This is a genomic window from Lysobacter sp. K5869 (genome assembly GCF_018847975.1).
GTDB lineage: Bacteria > Pseudomonadota > Gammaproteobacteria > Xanthomonadales > Xanthomonadaceae > Lysobacter.
This window is the reverse complement of record NZ_CP072597.1, coordinates 5,087,290-5,103,352: the sequence shown is the minus strand read 5'-3', so window position 1 is coordinate 5,103,352 and position 16,063 is coordinate 5,087,290. Positions and strand designations below refer to the sequence as shown.

Here is a 16,063-nt window from a genome sequence, read left to right as displayed (position 1 = left end):
ATGAAGATCGGACTGCGGATATTCCTGGGGTATTTCCTGATCGTGGCGCTGGCCGCGACCTTGCTGGCGCGGGTGTTCGTGGCCGAGGTCAAGCCCGGCGTGCGTCAGGCGATGGAAGACACCTTGGTCGACACCGCCAACGTGCTGGCGGAACTGGCCGCCGACGATTTCCTCGCCGGGCGCATCGACCAAGGCGATTTCGCCAAGCGCGTGCGCGCGCTCGGCGAGCGCGACGTCGGCGCGGCGATCTGGGGCTTCCGCAAGCGTTCTTCCAGCTATCGCGTCTACATCACCGACGCCAGCGGCAAAGTCGTGTTCGACAGCGGCGGGCGCGACGTGGGCAAGGATTATTCGCGCTGGAACGACGTCTACCTCACCCTGCGCGGCCGCTACGGCGCGCGTTCCAGCCCGGGCGAGAGCGGCGATCCCGACGACACGGTGATGCACGTGGCCGCGCCGATCCGCGACGACGACGGCCGCATCGTCGGCGCGCTCAGCGTCGCCAAGCCCAACAGCGCGATCGCGCCGTTCATCGCCCGCAGCCAGCGCGTGGTCGCGCGCTGGGGCTTCGTGCTGATGGGCGCGGCGTTGCTGGTCGGCGTCGGCGTGTCGTGGTGGCTGTCGCGCCAGATCGGCTTGCTGCGGCGCTACGCGCACGCGGTCACCGCCGGCGCGCGCGCGGCGCCGCCGCGCGCGGCCGGCGAGTTCGGCGAGCTCGGTCAGGCGCTGGAAACGATGCGCTCGCGGCTGGAGGGCAAGCAGTACGTCGAGCAGTACGTGCACACCTTGACCCACGAAATGAAGAGCCCGCTGGCGGCGATCCGCGGCAGCGCCGAGTTGCTGGAATCGCCGCCCGGCGAAGGCGGCATGAGCGGCGCCGACCGCGCCCGCTTCGCCGGCAGCATCCGCCGCCAGGCCGAACGGCTGGCGCAGATGATCGACAAACTGCTGGCGCTGGCCGCGGTCGAGCATCGCCAGAGCCTGGACAAACCCGAGCCGGCCGCGCTGGCGCACATCGCCCAGGAAGCGGCCGAGCACTGCGCGCAGCGCCTGCGCGACAGCGGCGCCAAGCTGCTGCTGGATCTGGAACCGAACCTGCCGCCGGTGCAGGGCGACGCGTTCTTGCTGCGCCAGGCGCTGGTCAACCTGATCGACAACGCCGCCGATTTCTCGCCCGAGGGCGGCGAGGTGACGCTGCGCCTGCGCCGCGACGGCGACCGCCAGCGCATCGAAATCAGCGACCGCGGGCCGGGCGTGCCCGATTACGCGGTGGGCCGGGTGTTCGAGCGTTTCTATTCGCTGCCGCGTCCGGCCGGCGGCAGCCGCAGCAGCGGTTTGGGGCTGTGTTTCGTGGCCGAGGTGGCTGCGCTGCACGGCGGCGAGGCGGCGCTGGCCAATCGCGAAGGCGGCGGCGCGCAGGCGAGCCTGAGCGTGCCGGGCTAGCTGCTTGCCGGCGGCGCGGTGCCGCGCGCCGCGCCTTGCGAACGCGCGGCGGCTTACAGCGCCGCGTCGTCCTGGCCCGGGAAGCCGCGGCGCTTGGCCTTGTTCTGCGCCGAGGCGAACTTCATCCGGCCGAAGAACGTATCGACCTCGACGTAGGCGCGCACCTTCTGCACGTACTCGTTGTCGGGTTCCAGATGGCGCGCGGCTTCGATCCAATACACCGCCTCGTCGAAATCGAACGCCGGCAGATCCTTGTCGCCGTACCACCACGCCAGCGAGATCATCGAGTTGAAGCGGCCCCGGCGGGCGAATTCCAGCACCTTCGGCAGCGCGCGCTGGCGCGCGCTCAGCGGCGGCCAGTCGCTGAACAGCACCGTGCCGTAGAGGTCCTTGACCCGCTCGATCTGCTCCAGGTTGAACTCGCTTTGGTTGTCCTCGAGCAGTTCCTCGGTGCGCGCCAGCGCGCGGTCGAGATAGCCGAGCGAGTCCTGGGCCACGGCCTCGGCCTGCGCGCCGGCGGTTTCGCCGTCGCGTATCGGAATCAGCGACAGCGCGGCGACGTTGTACATCGCCACCTCGTGGCGGTTGTCGGCGGCGAGCCGGTAGTACTCGACCGCGCGCGGCATGTCGTTCTCTTCGTCGGCGAAATACGCGCCGCAGCGGAACTGCGCGGACGCGTCGCCGAGCTCGGCGGCCTTCAGCCACATCGGCTTGAGCGCCTGCGAGCCGTAGATCTCGGCCAGATCCGACAGCGCGTTGAACGGCGAATCCGGCACGCTGGCGGGATCGGGCGACGTCGCGGCCGCGCGCTCGAACCAGCCGTCGGCGACCTCGGGCTTGCGCTCCACGCCGGCCCAGCCGTTGAGGCTCAGCAGGCCGTACAGCGCCGCGCCGTGCGGCGTGACCAGACGATTGGTCTCGGCGATCCGGCCCAGCCACGCGCCGCGGTCCTGGCTGGCCGACCAGGTCGTCACCGCGCGCACGATTTCCCACTCGTTGTAGTGGTTGTGCGGCGCGCTGTGCGGGTAGTGCGCGCAGGCCGCGTCGATGCGGCCGTTGAGCGCTTCCAGATACGCGAGGTACTTGTGCACGCGGCCGCGCAGGTTCTGCGGCAACGGACGTTCCAGCAACTGCTGGCCCAGGCGCAGGTGGTGGCGCAGCACGCGCGGGTCTTGCAGCCAATCGCTGTCGTCGACTTCCAGCTCGTCGAACCAGGCGAAGAAGCGCAGCACGTTGCGCTCTTCCTCGTCGAAGCGGTCGCACAGCGGCGAATCGGCGAAGGCCAGCATTTCCTCCCAGCTGCCGCCCCAGCGCGGCATGCGCAGCGAGATGTAGGCGACCGCGGCTTCCAGCGCGGACGCATCCAACGCGAACGCGACCCGCAGCCAATACTGCTGCGGCGCCGGGCCGTCCTCGTCCTGTTGGCGCCGCCACGCCAGCGCTTCGCCGGTCAGCACCGCAGGCAGCTGCGCGGGCAGGGCGCCGGCGTAGTCGCGCACCGCCTCGGCGGCGCCGGAGGGCGCGAGCAATTCGTCGACCGCGGCCGAGGCGCCGTGTGGCTTCAGCGTTTGCGGGCGCTCGCCGGCCAGCAGCCAGCGCGTCCACCACTGCGGTTCGCCGAGCGCGGCGACGGTGTAGATGACGCTGGCGAGCGCCGGCCAACCGTTGCAGCCGCGCTCCAGCATCCGCACCACGCTGCACAGCAGCGCGTCCTGCGCGGTGCGCGCGGCGGCCCACATCGCCGGCGTCACCAGATCGGCGGTGGAGGTGGTGCGGTAACGCTCGAACCACGAGGTCCAGTAGGCCGCTTCCAGGAACGCGGGAAAGCCGCTGTCGGGCCGCTGCGCGCGCCAGTCGCGCAGTTGCTCAAGCGCGGCGCGGCCGTGGCGTTCGCTGTAGTCGGCGAACTCGCGGTAAGCGCCGTAGTAATCGCGCTGGCCGTTGCGGTCGTGCGGCGCGTCGCGCAGCGCGGCCAGCGCGCGTTCGAGTTCGTCCCAACGTTGCTGCGGCAGCAGGGCGTCGTAATCGACGCTGACCTCGGCGACTAGGGATTCGGCGACGGATTGGGCTCGCAGATCGGACATGGCGTTACCTGGACAAGAGAAAGAGGGCGCTCACAGCTCGGCGCGCACGCTGGGGGCGGCGAGGGCTTGGGCGAGATCGAACGCGGACCAGCTCAAACGCTGCCACGGGCAGCCGAACTGTTCCTGGAAATCCTGCAGCGCGACTTCGGTGGCCTTGGCGTGGCGCGCCTCGCGGCCGCTCCAGCGCAATGAGGCGGCGTGGCCGCGCACGGCGGCGGCGCCGAATTCCGGCCACGAGCCGAAGCCATCCTGCACGCGCTGCGCGTTGAGCAAGGCCAGGGGCCAAGCCTGGGCTTCATCGATCCGACCCCAGCCCACCAGCAGGCGCAGCGCGTAGCTTTGGCGCATCGCATGCCAGGCCAACAGATCGCGCGCGAGATCCTCGCCCGGCGCTTGCCGCGCTTCGAGCAAGCCTTCATGGGCGAGGTGGGGAATGCGGAAGAAGCCGGCGCGGAACTCGCGGATCGCGACCTCGGCGTCCTCGTATCCGGCCGCCAGCTCGGCTTCGACTTGATCGCGCACGCGCTGCGGCACGCCCGCGGGCGCGGCGAGCCGCGTCCGCGCGATGCCGCCGTCGAGGCCGAGGCGGAACAACAAGGGCTCGCCCACGGCCAGCGCCCATTGCCGGTGCGGGCGCGCGAGGTCCGCGGCGGTAGGCGGGCTTTTGCTCAGCAACCGGCGCAGCCAGCCGCCTGAGCTGGGGGTCTCGTCGCGCGCGGCGTCGGCGGGCGCGGCCAGCCATTGCGGAAAATGCCGCGCCAGCGCTTCGGCCAGCCGTTCGCGCGGCGGCGCGGACGGCTCGTGCGCGTCCGCGTCCGGCTGCATGGCCTGCAACGCCGCCAGCACCGGCCCATGCGGCGCGTCGACCTCGTCGAGCACCGCCGCGCCCGCGCCCAAGGCCAGCCATTGCACGAACGCGTCCGGCCGCGGGTACTGCCGCAGCAACTGCGGCGCCGCGCCGAGCAGCGCGTGCCGGCGCGCGGGATCGTCGAGTTCGGCGAAACCCGCATACACCGCTTCGCCGTCCTGCTCGCGCGCGACGATGCCCAGCCGCAGCATGTCCTGGCTGCCCGCGTCGCGCGGCCGCACCGCGTTGAGCAGGCACAGCACGTCCGCCGCGTACTTCGCCGCCGGCACGGTGTTCTGCTTGCCCTTGATCTGATCCAGGCTCCACTCGCCGAGATCCTCGACCAGGCTGACGGTGACGTGCGGTCGGTTGTTGCCGTCGCGCAGGCTGAACAAGCGCGTGCGGCCCTGTTCGCAGCCGCGCGCGTACTGTTCGCCGTAACCGCCCTGCAAGCGCTCGCGGTCGGCGAACTGGCCCAGGCAGTGCTGCATGTGGAACGACTCGTAGGCCAGCTCCGCGCGCAGGGTCTGGCCGCTGCCGCGCAGTTCGACGAAGCGGCCGTTCGGGGTGGCGACGGTTTCGCTCAGCGCATGCGGCTGGCTCGGCCACCAGCCGCGGCCGCTGCGCCGCTGCATGCGTTCGTGATCGCGCTGCCAGGCCGCGTCGGCGGCGTCGAAGGCGATGCGGTGGAACTTGCCGGCCAGGCGCGAATGCAGGCGCGCGTTGAAGAACTCGACCATGCGGTTCTCGCGCTCGCGCAGCAGATTGTGTTCCGGGTCGATGTAGATCATCGCCGCGCCGCCGTCGGCGAGCTTGCGCAGGAACCACGGCGGCGGCGCCTGCGCGCCCACGCACACCCGCCAGTTCTCGACGCTGCGCACCGGCAGCACGTGGGCGAAGCGGTTGATCGCCCAGCGATAGAAATGGCTGCGCAGCCAGCGCGCGATGTCGGCGTGGTCGCGCCGCTGCAGGCTGCGGCGGGCGATCGCGGCGCGGATCGCGTCGGCGTTGATGACGTCGCGCGCGCTGACGGCGGGGGAGGCGGCGGGGAAATCCATTCCTGAAGTCGTTCCTGTGGCGGCGTCCTGACCACGGCGGCGGGGGAGGACGCAGTATCGTCGTTTTTCCGCCCGCGCCCCAGGCCCGCGCGTTCGACACGGCGCAACCGGCAAACTGCGCGCTTCACCATCGCTTCACCCTGGCCGCACCGCCTCGCCATCGCCTCCCCGCACAAGCCCGCCAACCTTGCCGCCAACGTCGCGGACAAGGAGCACGACATGCGGGTTTGGTTGAAGATGTTGATGGTGCTGGGGCTGACCCTGGCGATTTTGGTGCCGTTGCTGATGATCGGCGGCGTGATCGGCGAACGGCAGACCTACCGCGCCCAGGCGGTGGCCACGGTGGCGCGCAGCTACGCCGGCGCGCAGGCGTTCTCCGGCCCGGCGCTGATCGTGCCGTACGAGGACACCTGGATCAGCGAGGAAAAGGACGAGAAGGGCGTGGTCAAGCGCGTCGCCCATCGCGAACAAGGCCGCTGGACGTACTTCCCGGCCAAGCTCGACGTCGAAGGCGAGATCGTCCCGCGCGAGCGCAAGCTCGGCCTCTACAAAGTGCTGGTGTACGAATGGCAGGGCAAGGCCAAGGCCGGTTTCGCCGCGAACATCCCGGCCAATCCGGTCGCCGCGCCCGGCACCACGGTCAACGGCATCAGCCGCAGCATCGGCAAGCCGTGGCTGACCTACGCCTTCGCCGACGTGCGCGGCCTGCGCGATCCCAAGCTGCGTTTGGACGGCATCGAAGCCGCGATTGAGGACGGGCAGGGCGCGCGCGACGGCGGCGGCATCCACGCGCGGCTGGCCGCGCCGGCGCCGGCTACGCAGTTGAAAGCGCAGACCGAACTGGAGTTCGTGCTGGGCGGCACCGAATCGCTGGCGCTGGTGCCGCTGGGCAAGGACAACCGTTTCTCGCTGCGTTCCAAGTGGCCACATCCGAACTACGGCGGCAGCTTCCCGCCGAGCTCGGACAGCATCGGCGCCGACGGTTTCCGCGCCGATTGGCGGGTGTCGTCGGTGGCGACCAACGCCCAGCGCCAGTACGCGGCCGGTGCGGTGCTGCCGTCGGTGGCGCTGAGCGAAAGCTTCGAGGTCGCTTCGCCCGAGGGCGCGATCGGCAGCGAGATCAACGCGGTGCAGATCACCCTCAAGGACCCGGTCAACGTCTATTCGCAGGCCGACCGCGCGACCAAGTACGGCCTGCTGTTCGTGCTGCTGACCTTCGTCGGCTTCTTCATGTTCGAGTTGATCAAGCAACTGCGCATCCACCCGATCCAGTACGGTCTGGTCGGTCTGGCGCTGGCGATCTTCTTCCTGCTGCTGGTGAGCCTGAGCGAGCACATGGATTTCGGCCTGTCGTATCTGATCGCCAGCGTCGCCTGCATCGGCTTGCTGGTGTTCTACCTCAGCGCGGTGCTGCGCAGTCTGGTCCGCGCGCTCGGCTTCGGCGCGATGCTGGTGACCTTGTACGGCGCGCTCTACGGCCTGCTGATCTCCGAGGACAACGCGCTGGTGCTCGGCGCCGGCCTGCTGTTCCTGATCCTGGCCGCGATCATGGTGATCACCCGCAAGGTCGACTGGTACCAGCTCGGCGCCGGTACGCCGGCCAAGCGCGAGGAGGCCCCGGTGCCGCCGCCGCTGCCGCAGGGTCCGGCCGTGCAGTGACGCAAGGCGCCTGAGGCGCAACGGCGGCGGGCCGCGCAGCCCGCCGCCGTTTTTTTGCCCGCGCGGCCGCCGCCGGGGCCGCGCTTTTGCCTAAGATGATCGGATGAAGAAACCGATGCCCACGATCCGCAGCGTCACCGGGGCCGAGATCGCGCCGTACCTGAATGCGATCGCCGCGTTGCGCATCGCCGTATTCCGCGAGTGGCCCTACCTCTACGACGGCGACGCCGCCTACGAGGCCAAGTATCTGCAGGTGTACCGCGACTCCTGGCGCAGCGTGGCGGTGCTGGCCTTCGACGGCGAGCGCATCGTCGGCGCCTCCACCGGTTTGCCGCTGAGCGACGAAATGCCCGAGATCCGCGCCGCCTTCGACGGCCATCTGGTCCAGCCCGAGCACGTGTTCTATTGCGGCGAATCGGTGCTGCTGCCCGAGTACCGCGGCCGCGGCGTCGGCCACCGTTTCTTCGACGCGCGCGAGGCGCATGCGCGCGCGCTCGGCGACTTCCGCTGGACCAGCTTCTGCGCGGTCGAGCGCGAAGCCGGCGATCCGCGCCGCCCCGCGTTCCATCGCGGCAACGAGGCGTTTTGGAAGAAGCGCGGCTACACCCACCGTTCGGAACTGGTGGCCAAGCTGCCGTGGAACGAGGTCGGCCGCGGCGAACGCGACCATGCCTTGAGCTTTTGGCTGCGGCCGTTGGAGCGTGCGCGATGAAAGTGGCGGTCGCCAAGTACCGCATCGGCGCGCCGCGCGATTTCGCCGAGTTCGCCGACAAACAGACGCAGTGGCTGAGTCAGGCCCGCGCCGGCGGCGCGCAGGTGGCGGTGCTGCCGGAGTATCTGTCGCTGGAGTTGGGCGCGACCTTCGGCGCGGCTACGCAGGGCGATCTGCACGCGTCCTTGGTGGCGACCCAGCAGTATCACGGCGCGTGGCTGGAACTGTTCGGCCTGCTCGCGCGCGAGCTGCGGCTGCACATCGTCGCCGGCAGTTTCCTGTTCGATCCGGGCCACGGCCGCTATCGCAACCGCAGCTACGCGTTCGCGCCGGACGGCGGCCGCGTATGGCAGGACAAGCTGCAATTGACCGGTTTCGAGAAACAAGCCGGGGTGATCGAACCCGGCGACGCGCTCAAGACCTTCGGGTTGGCCGGCGCGCGCGCCGGCATTGCGATCTGTTACGACATCGAATTCCCGCTGCCGGTGCGCGCGCAATGCGAAGCCGGCGCGCGCCTGTTGATCTCGCCCAGTTGCACCGACACCGAAGCCGGCGCCACCCGCGTGCGCGTGGGCTGTCTGGCGCGCGCGCTGGAGAACCGCGCCTTCGTCGCCCAGGCGGTGACCGCGGGCGAAGCGCTGTGGAGCCCGGCGTTGGACACCAACACCGGCGAGGCGACGGTGTACGCGCCGATGGACGTGGGCCTGCCGGCCGACGGCGTGCTCGCGCGCACCCAGGGACCTCAGCGCTGGGCGTTCGCCGACCTGGATTTCGCCGCGCTGGAGGCGAGCCGCGAGCGCGCGCAAGTCGCCAACGATCGCGATTGGGCGGGGCAGTGGGCGCCGTCGCTGGCGCGGGCGCGGGTGGCGGAGTGGGGCGATGGGAAGTAAGCGGCGCGGCGGGCGTGAGCGATCACGGTCGCGGCTTACGCCGCTCCTACAGGCGGTGTAGGAGCGGCGTAAGCCGCGACCGCGACAGTTCAACCACGACGCAAGCAACGCCCCCGGCCTCAACCGAACAACGTCACCCCCGGCACCAACCACAGCGAAATCCCCGCCAAGCTCGACCCGATCACCGTCGCCGCCAGCACGTCGCTCGGGTAGTGCAAGCCCAACACCACGCGCGAGGCCGCCACCGATGCGGTGAACGGCACCAGGATCCACCCCAGCGCCGGGTAATGCGCCATCGCCACCAGACTGAAGGCGACCGCATGCAGCGTATGCCCCGAGGGGAAGCTGAATTCGTCCAGCGGCGCGACCCAGGCGTGGATGCGCTGATCCGACGCGAACGGACGCGGGCGCCGGGTCCAACGCTTGAGCAGCTTGTACAGCGCCAGCGCGATCGCGCCGGTCGCGGCCAGATGCACCGAGGCGCGCAGGCCGTCGTAACCGTCGGCGAGCACCAGCACCGCCATCAGCACATACCAGAACACGCCGTCGCCGAGACGGCTGACCGCGGCGAAATACGCGCGCGAGCCGCTGCGTTCGCCGAGGCGGTTGGCGCGCAGGCACCACCCGGATTCGCCGGCGATCAGACGCTTGCGCAAGGGCAACCGGTTCATACGACCTCCTGCTCGGGCTTGCTGTCGGGACGGGGTTCTTGCGGCAGACGGCGGGGCGTGCCGCCGCGGTCGGCCAGACCGTGCAGCACCGCGTCGAAGTCGGCGGCGACCTGTTGCGGCCGCAGTCCGCCGATGGCGTCGCGGCCGGCGCGGGCCATGCGCGCGCGCAGCGCGTCGTCGCCAGCGATGCGCGCGGCGGCTTCGATGAAGCCGGCCTCGTCGCCGTTGGCGAGCGCCGCGCCGTGTTCGCCGTCGCGCAGGTGTTCGTGCGCGGCGCCGTAATCGAAGGCGACCGTCGGCACGCCGCTGGCCATCGCTTCCAGGGTGACGTTGCCGAAGGTTTCGCTGAGGCTGGGGAACAGGAACAGGTCGCCGCTGGCGAAGTGCGCGGCCAGGGTTTCGCCGCGCTTGACGCCGCAGAACACGAAGTCGGGGTTGTCGCGCTGCAGCTTCTCGCGCGCCGGGCCGTCGCCGACCCAGACGAAGCGCGCCTCGGGGCGGCGCTGCTGCAGCGCGCGGAACGCGCGCACGGCGAGGTCGAGATTCTTCTCCGGCGCGATGCGGCCGACGTAGATCGCGACCAAGGTCGCGTCGTGCGCGTCCCACTGCGCGCGCAGCGCCGGGTCGCGGCGCGAGGGATCGAACAGCACGGTGTCGACCGCGCGCGGCAGCCGCACCACGTCGTGGAAGCCGCTGGCGCGCAGGAATTCGGCGAGTTCGCGGGTCGGCACCAAGGTGGCGTCGGCGCCGTTGTGGAAGCGGCGCATCCACGCCAGCGCGGTGCCGACCAGGAACGGCGCGCCGTAATCGCGCATGTACTCGTCGAAGCGGGTGTGGAAGCCGGTCGCGGCCGGGATGCCGAGCTTGCGCGCGGCCCGCAGCGCCGACCAGCCGAGCGGGCCTTCGGTGGCGACGTAGATCGCATCGGGGCGGTTCGCGGCCCAGGCCTCGCGCAGACGCGCGGCGCAGGGCAGGCCGAAGCGCAGGCCGGGGTAGCGCGGCAGCGGCAGGCCGCGCACCAGCAGTTCGTGCGCGGCGCCGTCGCCCTGGCCGTCGGCGTTCTGGCGCGGGCGCACCACGCTCACCTCATGGCCGCGGGCGCGCAGACCTTGCTCCAGACCGTGAACGGTCAGGGCGACGCCGTTGATTTCCGGCGGATAGGTCTCGGTGACGATCGCGTAGCGCATGGCGCGGCTCCCGGTTTGCGCAATCCTGGGCGTGGGCCGTGTCCTCGCCGTTGCCGGCGCATGACGTGCGCGTGACTCGCTCCGGGTAACCGTTTCCGGAAACCGATTTCATGCAGGCGGCGTCACGAAACGCCGCGCGGGCGCCGGTTTTGTCGCGATCCGTCAAGACCGGCGCGGCAACGTCGGCGATCGCGCGGCTTCCGCTTCGTTAACAAGCCTGTCCCTACAATCGCCCCGTTTATCTGCTGAACCTTCTTCCACCCCCGGGGAACCGCGCTTGCACCGACGCGAACTGATCAAGGCCGGACTGAGCCTGCCGCTGGCCGCCTGGGCCGCGGGCGGCGCGTGGCCGACCTGGGCAGTCGCGGCGGGACCGGCGCAGGCCTTCGGCGCCGACACCGTGCCGGCGCTGGCGCGCGCGCTCGCGGCCCAGCCGTATCGCGCGCCGGCGACCGATCTGCCGGCGGGCTTGGGGCAGGTCGATTACGACCGCTGGCGCGACATCCGCTTCGATCCCAAGCAGGCGCTGTGGAAGAACGATGGCCTGCCGTTCCAGGTGCAGTTGTTCCATCGCGCGTTCTTGTTCAAGCAGCGCGTCGAGCTGAATCTGGTCGACGGCGGCCAAGCGGTGCCGGTGCGCTATCGCAGCGAGCTGTTCGATTTCGGCAAGGCGCCGCGCCCGCCTAAGGACGCGGACCTGGGCTTCGCCGGCTTCCGCGTGCACGCGCCGATCAATCGTGCGGACTACTTCGACGAAGTCTGCGCCTTCCTCGGCGCCAGCTATTTCCGCGCGGTGGCGCGCGATCTGCTGTACGGCTTGTCGGCGCGCGGTCTGGCGCTGAACACCGGCGTCGGCGACCGCGAGGAATTCCCCGCGTTCGTGGCGTTCTGGATCGAGCGGCCGGCGAAGAACGCCCAGTCCGTCGTCGTGCACGCGCTGCTCGACAGCCCCAGCACCGCCGGCGCGATGCGCTTCGTCGTCACCCCCGGCGCCGACACCACCTTCGACACCACGCTGCGTTTGTACCCGCGCGTGGCCCTGGACCGGGTCGGCATCGCGCCGCTGACCAGCATGTACCACTTCGACGACACCGACCGTCGCGGCGTCGACGACTTCCGCCCGGCCGTGCACGATTCCGACGGTTTGGCCCTGTTCAACGGCGCCGGCGAGCAGATCTGGCGCCCGCTGCACAATCCCAAGAGCGTGCAGGAAAGCGCGTTCCAGGACCGCCGCCCGCGCGGGTTCGGGCTGATGCAGCGCAAGCGCGCCTTCGCCGATTACGCCGACAGCGAAGCCCATTACGAGCGCCGCCCGAGCCTGTGGGTGGAGCCGTCGGGCGACTGGGGCGAGGGCGCGGTGCATCTGCTGGAGATTCCGACCGGCGACGAGTACCACGACAACATCGTCGCGTTCTGGCGCCCGCGCGCGCCGCTGGCGGCCGGGCGCGAGCACCGTTTCGATTACCGTCTGCACTGGTGCGCGAAACATGCGTGGAAGCCGGAACTCGCGACGGTCTCGCGCACTCGAATCGGCGCCGGCACCGACGGCGCGCGCTTGATCGTGCTCGACTTCGACGGCGGCCGTCTGCCTAAACTGGCGGCCGGCGCGCAAGCGCGCGCCGTGGTCTGGGCCTCGGCCGGGCAGGTGGCGCAAGCCACCGCGCACGCCATCGCCGGCAGCGGCGCGTGGCGGCTGTCGTTCCAACTCGCTCCCGGAGACGCGCGCGCCATCGAGCTGCGCGCGGTAATGGAGGACGCCTCCGGCCCTCTTTCCGAAACTTGGCTTTATCGTTGGACTGCATGAACGCAACTGCCGCACCCCCGCACCGCCCCGCCGCCTCCGTGCCTTACGAAGCGCTGCCGCCCGAATCGCCGATGGCGATGCCGGTGCAGTCGCTCAAGGCCGGGGCCTTGTCGTCCAATCCGCTGCCGACCGCGCCGCGCGGCATGGCCCTGCGCCGCCTGTACGTGATCGGCGGCGCCGCGCTGCTGACCCTGATCGCGGCGTACCACATCCTGCGCGTGCTCTACGTCGGCGGGCTCAGCGTGCTGGAAGGCGCCTTGCTGGGCCTGTTCTTGTTCCTGTTCGCGTGGATCGCGCTGGCCTTCACCAGTTCGCTGGCGGGCTTCGTCCTGATCCTGTCGCGCCGGCGTTGGCGGATGGGGCTCAAGCAAGGCGGCGAACTGCCCGAACTGGGCGAGCGCACCGCGCTGCTGGCGCCGACCTACAACGAAGATCCCGAGCGGCTGATGGCCGGCTTGCAGGCGATCTACGAATCGGTCGAGGCCACCGGCCAACTCGATAAGTTCGACTTCTTCATCCTCAGCGACACCACCAAGGAACCGGTGCGCCAGGCCGAGATCCGCGCGTTCAACGCGCTGCGCGAACGCACCGGCGGCCATGCGCGGATCTTCTACCGCCGGCGCAAGAACAACGCCGAGCGCAAGGCCGGCAACATCGCCGAGTGGGTGCGCCGCTTCGGCGGCGCCTATCCGCAGATGCTGATCCTCGACGCCGACAGCCTGATGACCGGCGAGGTGATCGTGAAGCTGTCCGGCGCGATGGAACGGCACCCGGACGTGGCGCTGATCCAGACCCTGCCGATGATCGTCAACGGCCAGACCCTGTTCGCGCGCATGCAGCAGTTCGCCGGCCGCGTGTACGGCCCGGTGATCGCCTACGGCATCGCCTGGTGGCACGGCGCGGAGAGCAATTACTGGGGCCACAACGCGATCATCCGCACCCGCGCCTTCGCCGATCACGCCGGTCTGCCCGAGCTGCGCGGGCGCAAGCCCTTCGGCGGCACCGTGCTCAGCCACGACTTCGTCGAGGCCGCGCTGATGCGCCGCGGCGGCTGGGCGCTGCACATGATTCCGGGATTGGTCGGCAGCTACGAGGAAGGCCCGCCGTCGCTGACCGACATGCTGGTGCGCGACCGCCGCTGGTGCCAGGGCAACCTGCAGCACACCGCGGTGCTGCCGGCCAAGGGCTTGCACTGGATCAGCCGCATGCACCTGATGATCGGCATCGGCCATTACTTCACCGCGCCGATGTGGGCGATGCTGATGCTGATCGGTCTGGTGATTCCGCTCGACAAGCTCGATTACTTCAGCTGGCAGAGCATCCGCTTGCCGGGCTTCTCGCCCAGCGCGTACTGGCGCGATCAGGATCCCGACCGGGTGCTGTGGGTGTTCATCGCCACCATGGCGGTGCTGCTGGCGCCGAAGTTCATGGCCTATCTGGCCCTGCTGACCGACCGCGAGACCCGGCGCGGCTGCGGCGGCGCGATCCGCGCGTTTTTCAGCATGATCTTCGAAACCCTGCTGGCCGCGCTGATGGCGCCGGTGACCATGTACCTGCAATCGCGCGGCGTCGCCGAAGTGCTGTCCGGCAAGGACTCGGGCTGGGAATCGCAGCGCCGCGACGACGGCAGCCTGCCGCTGTCGGGCCTGATCCGCAGCTACGGCGGGCTGACCCTGTTCGGCGTGCTGATCGGCGGCATGGCCTATGCGATCTCGCCGCCGCTGGCGGCGTGGATGTCGCCGGTGATCCTGGGCCTGATCGTGTCGATCCCGGTGGTGGCCTTCACCTCCGCGCGCGGGCCGGGGCTGTGGCTGCGCAAGCTCGGCATCTTCCGCATTCCCGAAGAGATCAGCCCGCCGCCGGTGCTGGTGCGCGCGACCCAGTTGCGCGCCGAAGCGGCGAAGCGTTCTTCGGTTTGAGTCACGGATCGGTCGCGGACGCCGGCATCCGCGACCGCTGCGCGAGGCGGCGAGCGGCTATGCTCGGGGCATGGAACCGGCCCGCCTCGCTCCCGATCCCGCGCTGAGCCACGTCGTCGGCGCGAGCGCGCCGCCGCTGCTGGACGAAACCATCGGCGCGATGCTCGCGCGCATCGCCGCGCTGTGGCCCAAGCGCGAAGCGCTGGTGGTGCCGCCGCAGCACGTGCGCCTGAGCTGGCGCGCGTTCGACGCGGCGGTCACCCGGCTCGCCGCCGGCCTGCTCAAGCTCGGCCTGACGCCCGGCGACCGCATCGGCGTGTGGTCGCTCAACCGCGCCGAATGGGTGCTGCTGCAATTCGCCAGCGCGCGCGCCGGCTTGATCCTGGTCAACATCAATCCGGCGTATCGCACCCACGAGTTGGAGTACGCGCTGAACCTGGTCGGTTGCCGCGCGTTGGCGATCGTGCCCTCGTTCAAGAGCTCGAATTACCTCGACATGCTGCGCGAGCTGGCGCCCGAACTCGGCCGCGATCCGCCCGGCTGGCTGCGCGCGCGGCGCTTGCCGGACCTGCGCCACGTGCTGACGATGGGCGCGGGCGAGCCGCCGCCGGGCACCTACGCGTTCGACGCGGTCGCCGCCTGCGACGACCCGGCCGCGCACGCGCTGCTGCAGCGGGTGAGCGAGCGCCTGTCGCCGGACGACGCGATCAACATCCAGTTCACCTCCGGCACCACCGGCGCGCCCAAGGGTGCGACCCTGACCCATCGCAACATCGTCAACAACGGCTTCTTCGTCGGCGAGGCGATGCGGCTGAGCGAGCGCGACCGGCTGTGCATCCCGGTGCCGTTCTATCACTGCTTCGGCATGGTCCTGGGCAACATGGCCTGCGTCACCCACGGCGCGTGCATGGTGATCCCCGGCGAAGGTTTCGACCCGCTGGCGACCTTGCAGACCGTCGCCGCCGAACACTGCACCGGCCTGCACGGCGTGCCGACCATGTTCATCGCCGAACTGCAGCATCCGCGTTTCGCCGAGTTCGACCTGTCGCAACTGCGCACCGGCATCATGGCCGGCGCCAACTGCCCGATCGAGGTGATGAAGCAGGTGGTCGCGCGCATGCACATGGAGCAGGTGACCATCGCCTACGGCATGACCGAAACCAGCCCGGTGAGTTTCCAGACCGTGCCCGGCGACCCGCTGGAGCGGCGCGTGGATTCGGTCGGACGCGTGCATCCGCACGTGGAAGTGCGCATCGTCGACGAACGCGGCGCCACCGTGCCGCGCGGCGAAGTCGGCGAACTGCTGACCCGCGGCTACTCGGTGATGCAAGGTTATTGGGGCGACCCGAAGCGCAGCGCCGAAGCGGTCGACGCCGACGGTTGGATGCACACCGGCGATCAGGCCACGATCGACGCCGACGGTTATTGCCGCATCGTCGGTCGCCTCAAGGACATGCTGATCCGCGGCGGCGAGAACGTGTATCCGCGCGAGATCGAGGAATTCCTCTACCTGCATCCGGCGATCGCCGATGTGCAGGTGTTCGGCGTGCCCGACGAAAAATTCGGCGAAGAGGTCTGCGCCTGGATCCGTCTGGCCGACGGCGCGGCGCTCGACGCCGACGCGGTGCGCGGCTTCTGCCAGGGCCGCATCGCCCATTACAAGATTCCGCGCTACATCGAGTTCGTCGACAGCCTGCCGATGACGATCAGCGGCAAGCCGCAGAAGTATTTGATGCGCGAGAAGATGGTCGAACTGTTGGCGGCGCGCGAAGTCTGAGCGCGCGCCGCC

The 16,063-nt window shown here is 70.3% G+C and carries 11 protein-coding genes; 7 read left to right on the top strand and 4 right to left on the bottom strand.

The window, feature by feature from the left end:
* Positions 1–1,443: a two-component system sensor histidine kinase CreC gene (gene creC, locus J5226_RS21555; protein WP_215836923.1), complete on the top strand. Its 1,443-nt coding sequence runs from the start codon at positions 1–3 to the stop codon at positions 1,441–1,443.
* A gap of 53 nt (positions 1,444–1,496) precedes the next feature.
* Here the strand turns inward: creC and J5226_RS21550 are convergent, their stop codons facing one another.
* Together J5226_RS21550 and J5226_RS21545 are read right to left on the bottom strand one after the other, a co-directional pair.
* The gene (locus J5226_RS21550) at positions 1,497–3,527 is read right to left on the bottom strand and encodes a DUF4034 domain-containing protein (RefSeq protein ID WP_215836922.1); all 2,031 of its coding nucleotides are present in this window, start codon (positions 3,525–3,527) and stop codon (positions 1,497–1,499) included.
* A 30-nt stretch (positions 3,528–3,557) separates the two neighbouring features.
* Positions 3,558–5,432: a DUF1266 domain-containing protein gene (locus tag J5226_RS21545; protein ID WP_215836921.1), complete on the bottom strand. Its 1,875-nt coding sequence runs from the start codon at positions 5,430–5,432 to the stop codon at positions 3,558–3,560.
* Between the two features lie 219 nt (positions 5,433–5,651).
* Between J5226_RS21545 and creD the strand changes: the two genes are divergently transcribed.
* From creD to J5226_RS21530, 3 genes are all read left to right on the top strand, one after another.
* Complete coding sequence (gene creD / locus J5226_RS21540) at positions 5,652–7,091, top strand: cell envelope integrity protein CreD (protein ID WP_215836920.1); 1,440 nt, start codon at positions 5,652–5,654, stop codon at positions 7,089–7,091.
* A 103-nt stretch (positions 7,092–7,194) separates the two neighbouring features.
* Positions 7,195–7,803 (top strand): GNAT family N-acetyltransferase, encoded by a 609-nt coding sequence (locus J5226_RS21535; RefSeq protein ID WP_215836919.1) that lies wholly within the window; start codon positions 7,195–7,197, stop codon positions 7,801–7,803.
* Positions 7,800–8,693 (top strand): carbon-nitrogen hydrolase family protein, encoded by an 894-nt coding sequence (locus tag J5226_RS21530; RefSeq protein WP_215836918.1) that lies wholly within the window; start codon positions 7,800–7,802, stop codon positions 8,691–8,693. Before J5226_RS21535 ends, J5226_RS21530 begins: the two co-directional genes overlap by 4 nt.
* 119 nt (positions 8,694–8,812) lie before the next feature.
* On the opposite strand, the gene J5226_RS21525 is transcribed toward J5226_RS21530, so the two are convergent.
* Positions 8,813–9,364, bottom strand: a complete 552-nt coding sequence (locus J5226_RS21525) for a phosphatase PAP2 family protein (protein WP_215836917.1) — start codon at positions 9,362–9,364, stop codon at positions 8,813–8,815.
* The gene (locus J5226_RS21520) at positions 9,361–10,551 is read right to left on the bottom strand and encodes a glycosyltransferase family 1 protein (RefSeq protein ID WP_215836916.1); all 1,191 of its coding nucleotides are present in this window, start codon (positions 10,549–10,551) and stop codon (positions 9,361–9,363) included. The genes J5226_RS21525 and J5226_RS21520 overlap by 4 nt, the downstream gene beginning before the upstream one ends.
* A 277-nt stretch (positions 10,552–10,828) precedes the next feature.
* Between J5226_RS21520 and J5226_RS21515 the strand changes: the two genes are divergently transcribed.
* The 3 genes from J5226_RS21515 (at position 10,829) to J5226_RS21505 (ending at position 16,051) form a co-directional block, all read left to right on the top strand.
* Positions 10,829–12,355, top strand: coding sequence for a glucan biosynthesis protein G (locus tag J5226_RS21515; protein WP_215836915.1), 1,527 nt, complete (start codon positions 10,829–10,831; stop codon positions 12,353–12,355).
* Positions 12,352–14,274 carry a glucans biosynthesis glucosyltransferase MdoH gene (gene mdoH, locus J5226_RS21510; RefSeq protein ID WP_215836914.1) on the top strand — a complete coding sequence of 641 codons (1,923 nt, stop codon included), beginning with the start codon at positions 12,352–12,354 and terminating at the stop codon, positions 14,272–14,274. Before J5226_RS21515 ends, mdoH begins: the two co-directional genes overlap by 4 nt.
* A gap of 70 nt (positions 14,275–14,344) precedes the next feature.
* On the top strand, positions 14,345–16,051 hold the full coding sequence (locus J5226_RS21505; protein ID WP_215836913.1) for an AMP-binding protein: 1,707 nt from the start codon (positions 14,345–14,347) through the stop codon (positions 16,049–16,051).
* Positions 16,052–16,063: the final 12 nt, after the last annotated feature.

Excerpts from the sequence above, each read along its gene's own strand:
- creC (WP_215836923.1), top strand. The coding sequence starts at position 1 with ATGAAGATCGGACTGCGGATATTCCTGGGGTATTTCCTGATCGTGGCG.
- J5226_RS21550 (WP_215836922.1), bottom strand. The coding sequence starts at position 3,527 with ATGTCCGATCTGCGAGCCCAATCCGTCGCCGAATCCCTAGTCGCCGAG.
- J5226_RS21545 (WP_215836921.1), bottom strand. The coding sequence starts at position 5,432 with ATGGATTTCCCCGCCGCCTCCCCCGCCGTCAGCGCGCGCGACGTCATC.
- creD (WP_215836920.1), top strand. The coding sequence starts at position 5,652 with ATGCGGGTTTGGTTGAAGATGTTGATGGTGCTGGGGCTGACCCTGGCG.
- J5226_RS21535 (WP_215836919.1), top strand. The coding sequence starts at position 7,195 with ATGAAGAAACCGATGCCCACGATCCGCAGCGTCACCGGGGCCGAGATC.
- J5226_RS21530 (WP_215836918.1), top strand. The coding sequence starts at position 7,800 with ATGAAAGTGGCGGTCGCCAAGTACCGCATCGGCGCGCCGCGCGATTTC.
- J5226_RS21525 (WP_215836917.1), bottom strand. The coding sequence starts at position 9,364 with ATGAACCGGTTGCCCTTGCGCAAGCGTCTGATCGCCGGCGAATCCGGG.
- J5226_RS21520 (WP_215836916.1), bottom strand. The coding sequence starts at position 10,551 with ATGCGCTACGCGATCGTCACCGAGACCTATCCGCCGGAAATCAACGGC.
- mdoH (WP_215836914.1), top strand. The coding sequence starts at position 12,352 with ATGAACGCAACTGCCGCACCCCCGCACCGCCCCGCCGCCTCCGTGCCT.
- J5226_RS21505 (WP_215836913.1), top strand. The coding sequence starts at position 14,345 with ATGGAACCGGCCCGCCTCGCTCCCGATCCCGCGCTGAGCCACGTCGTC.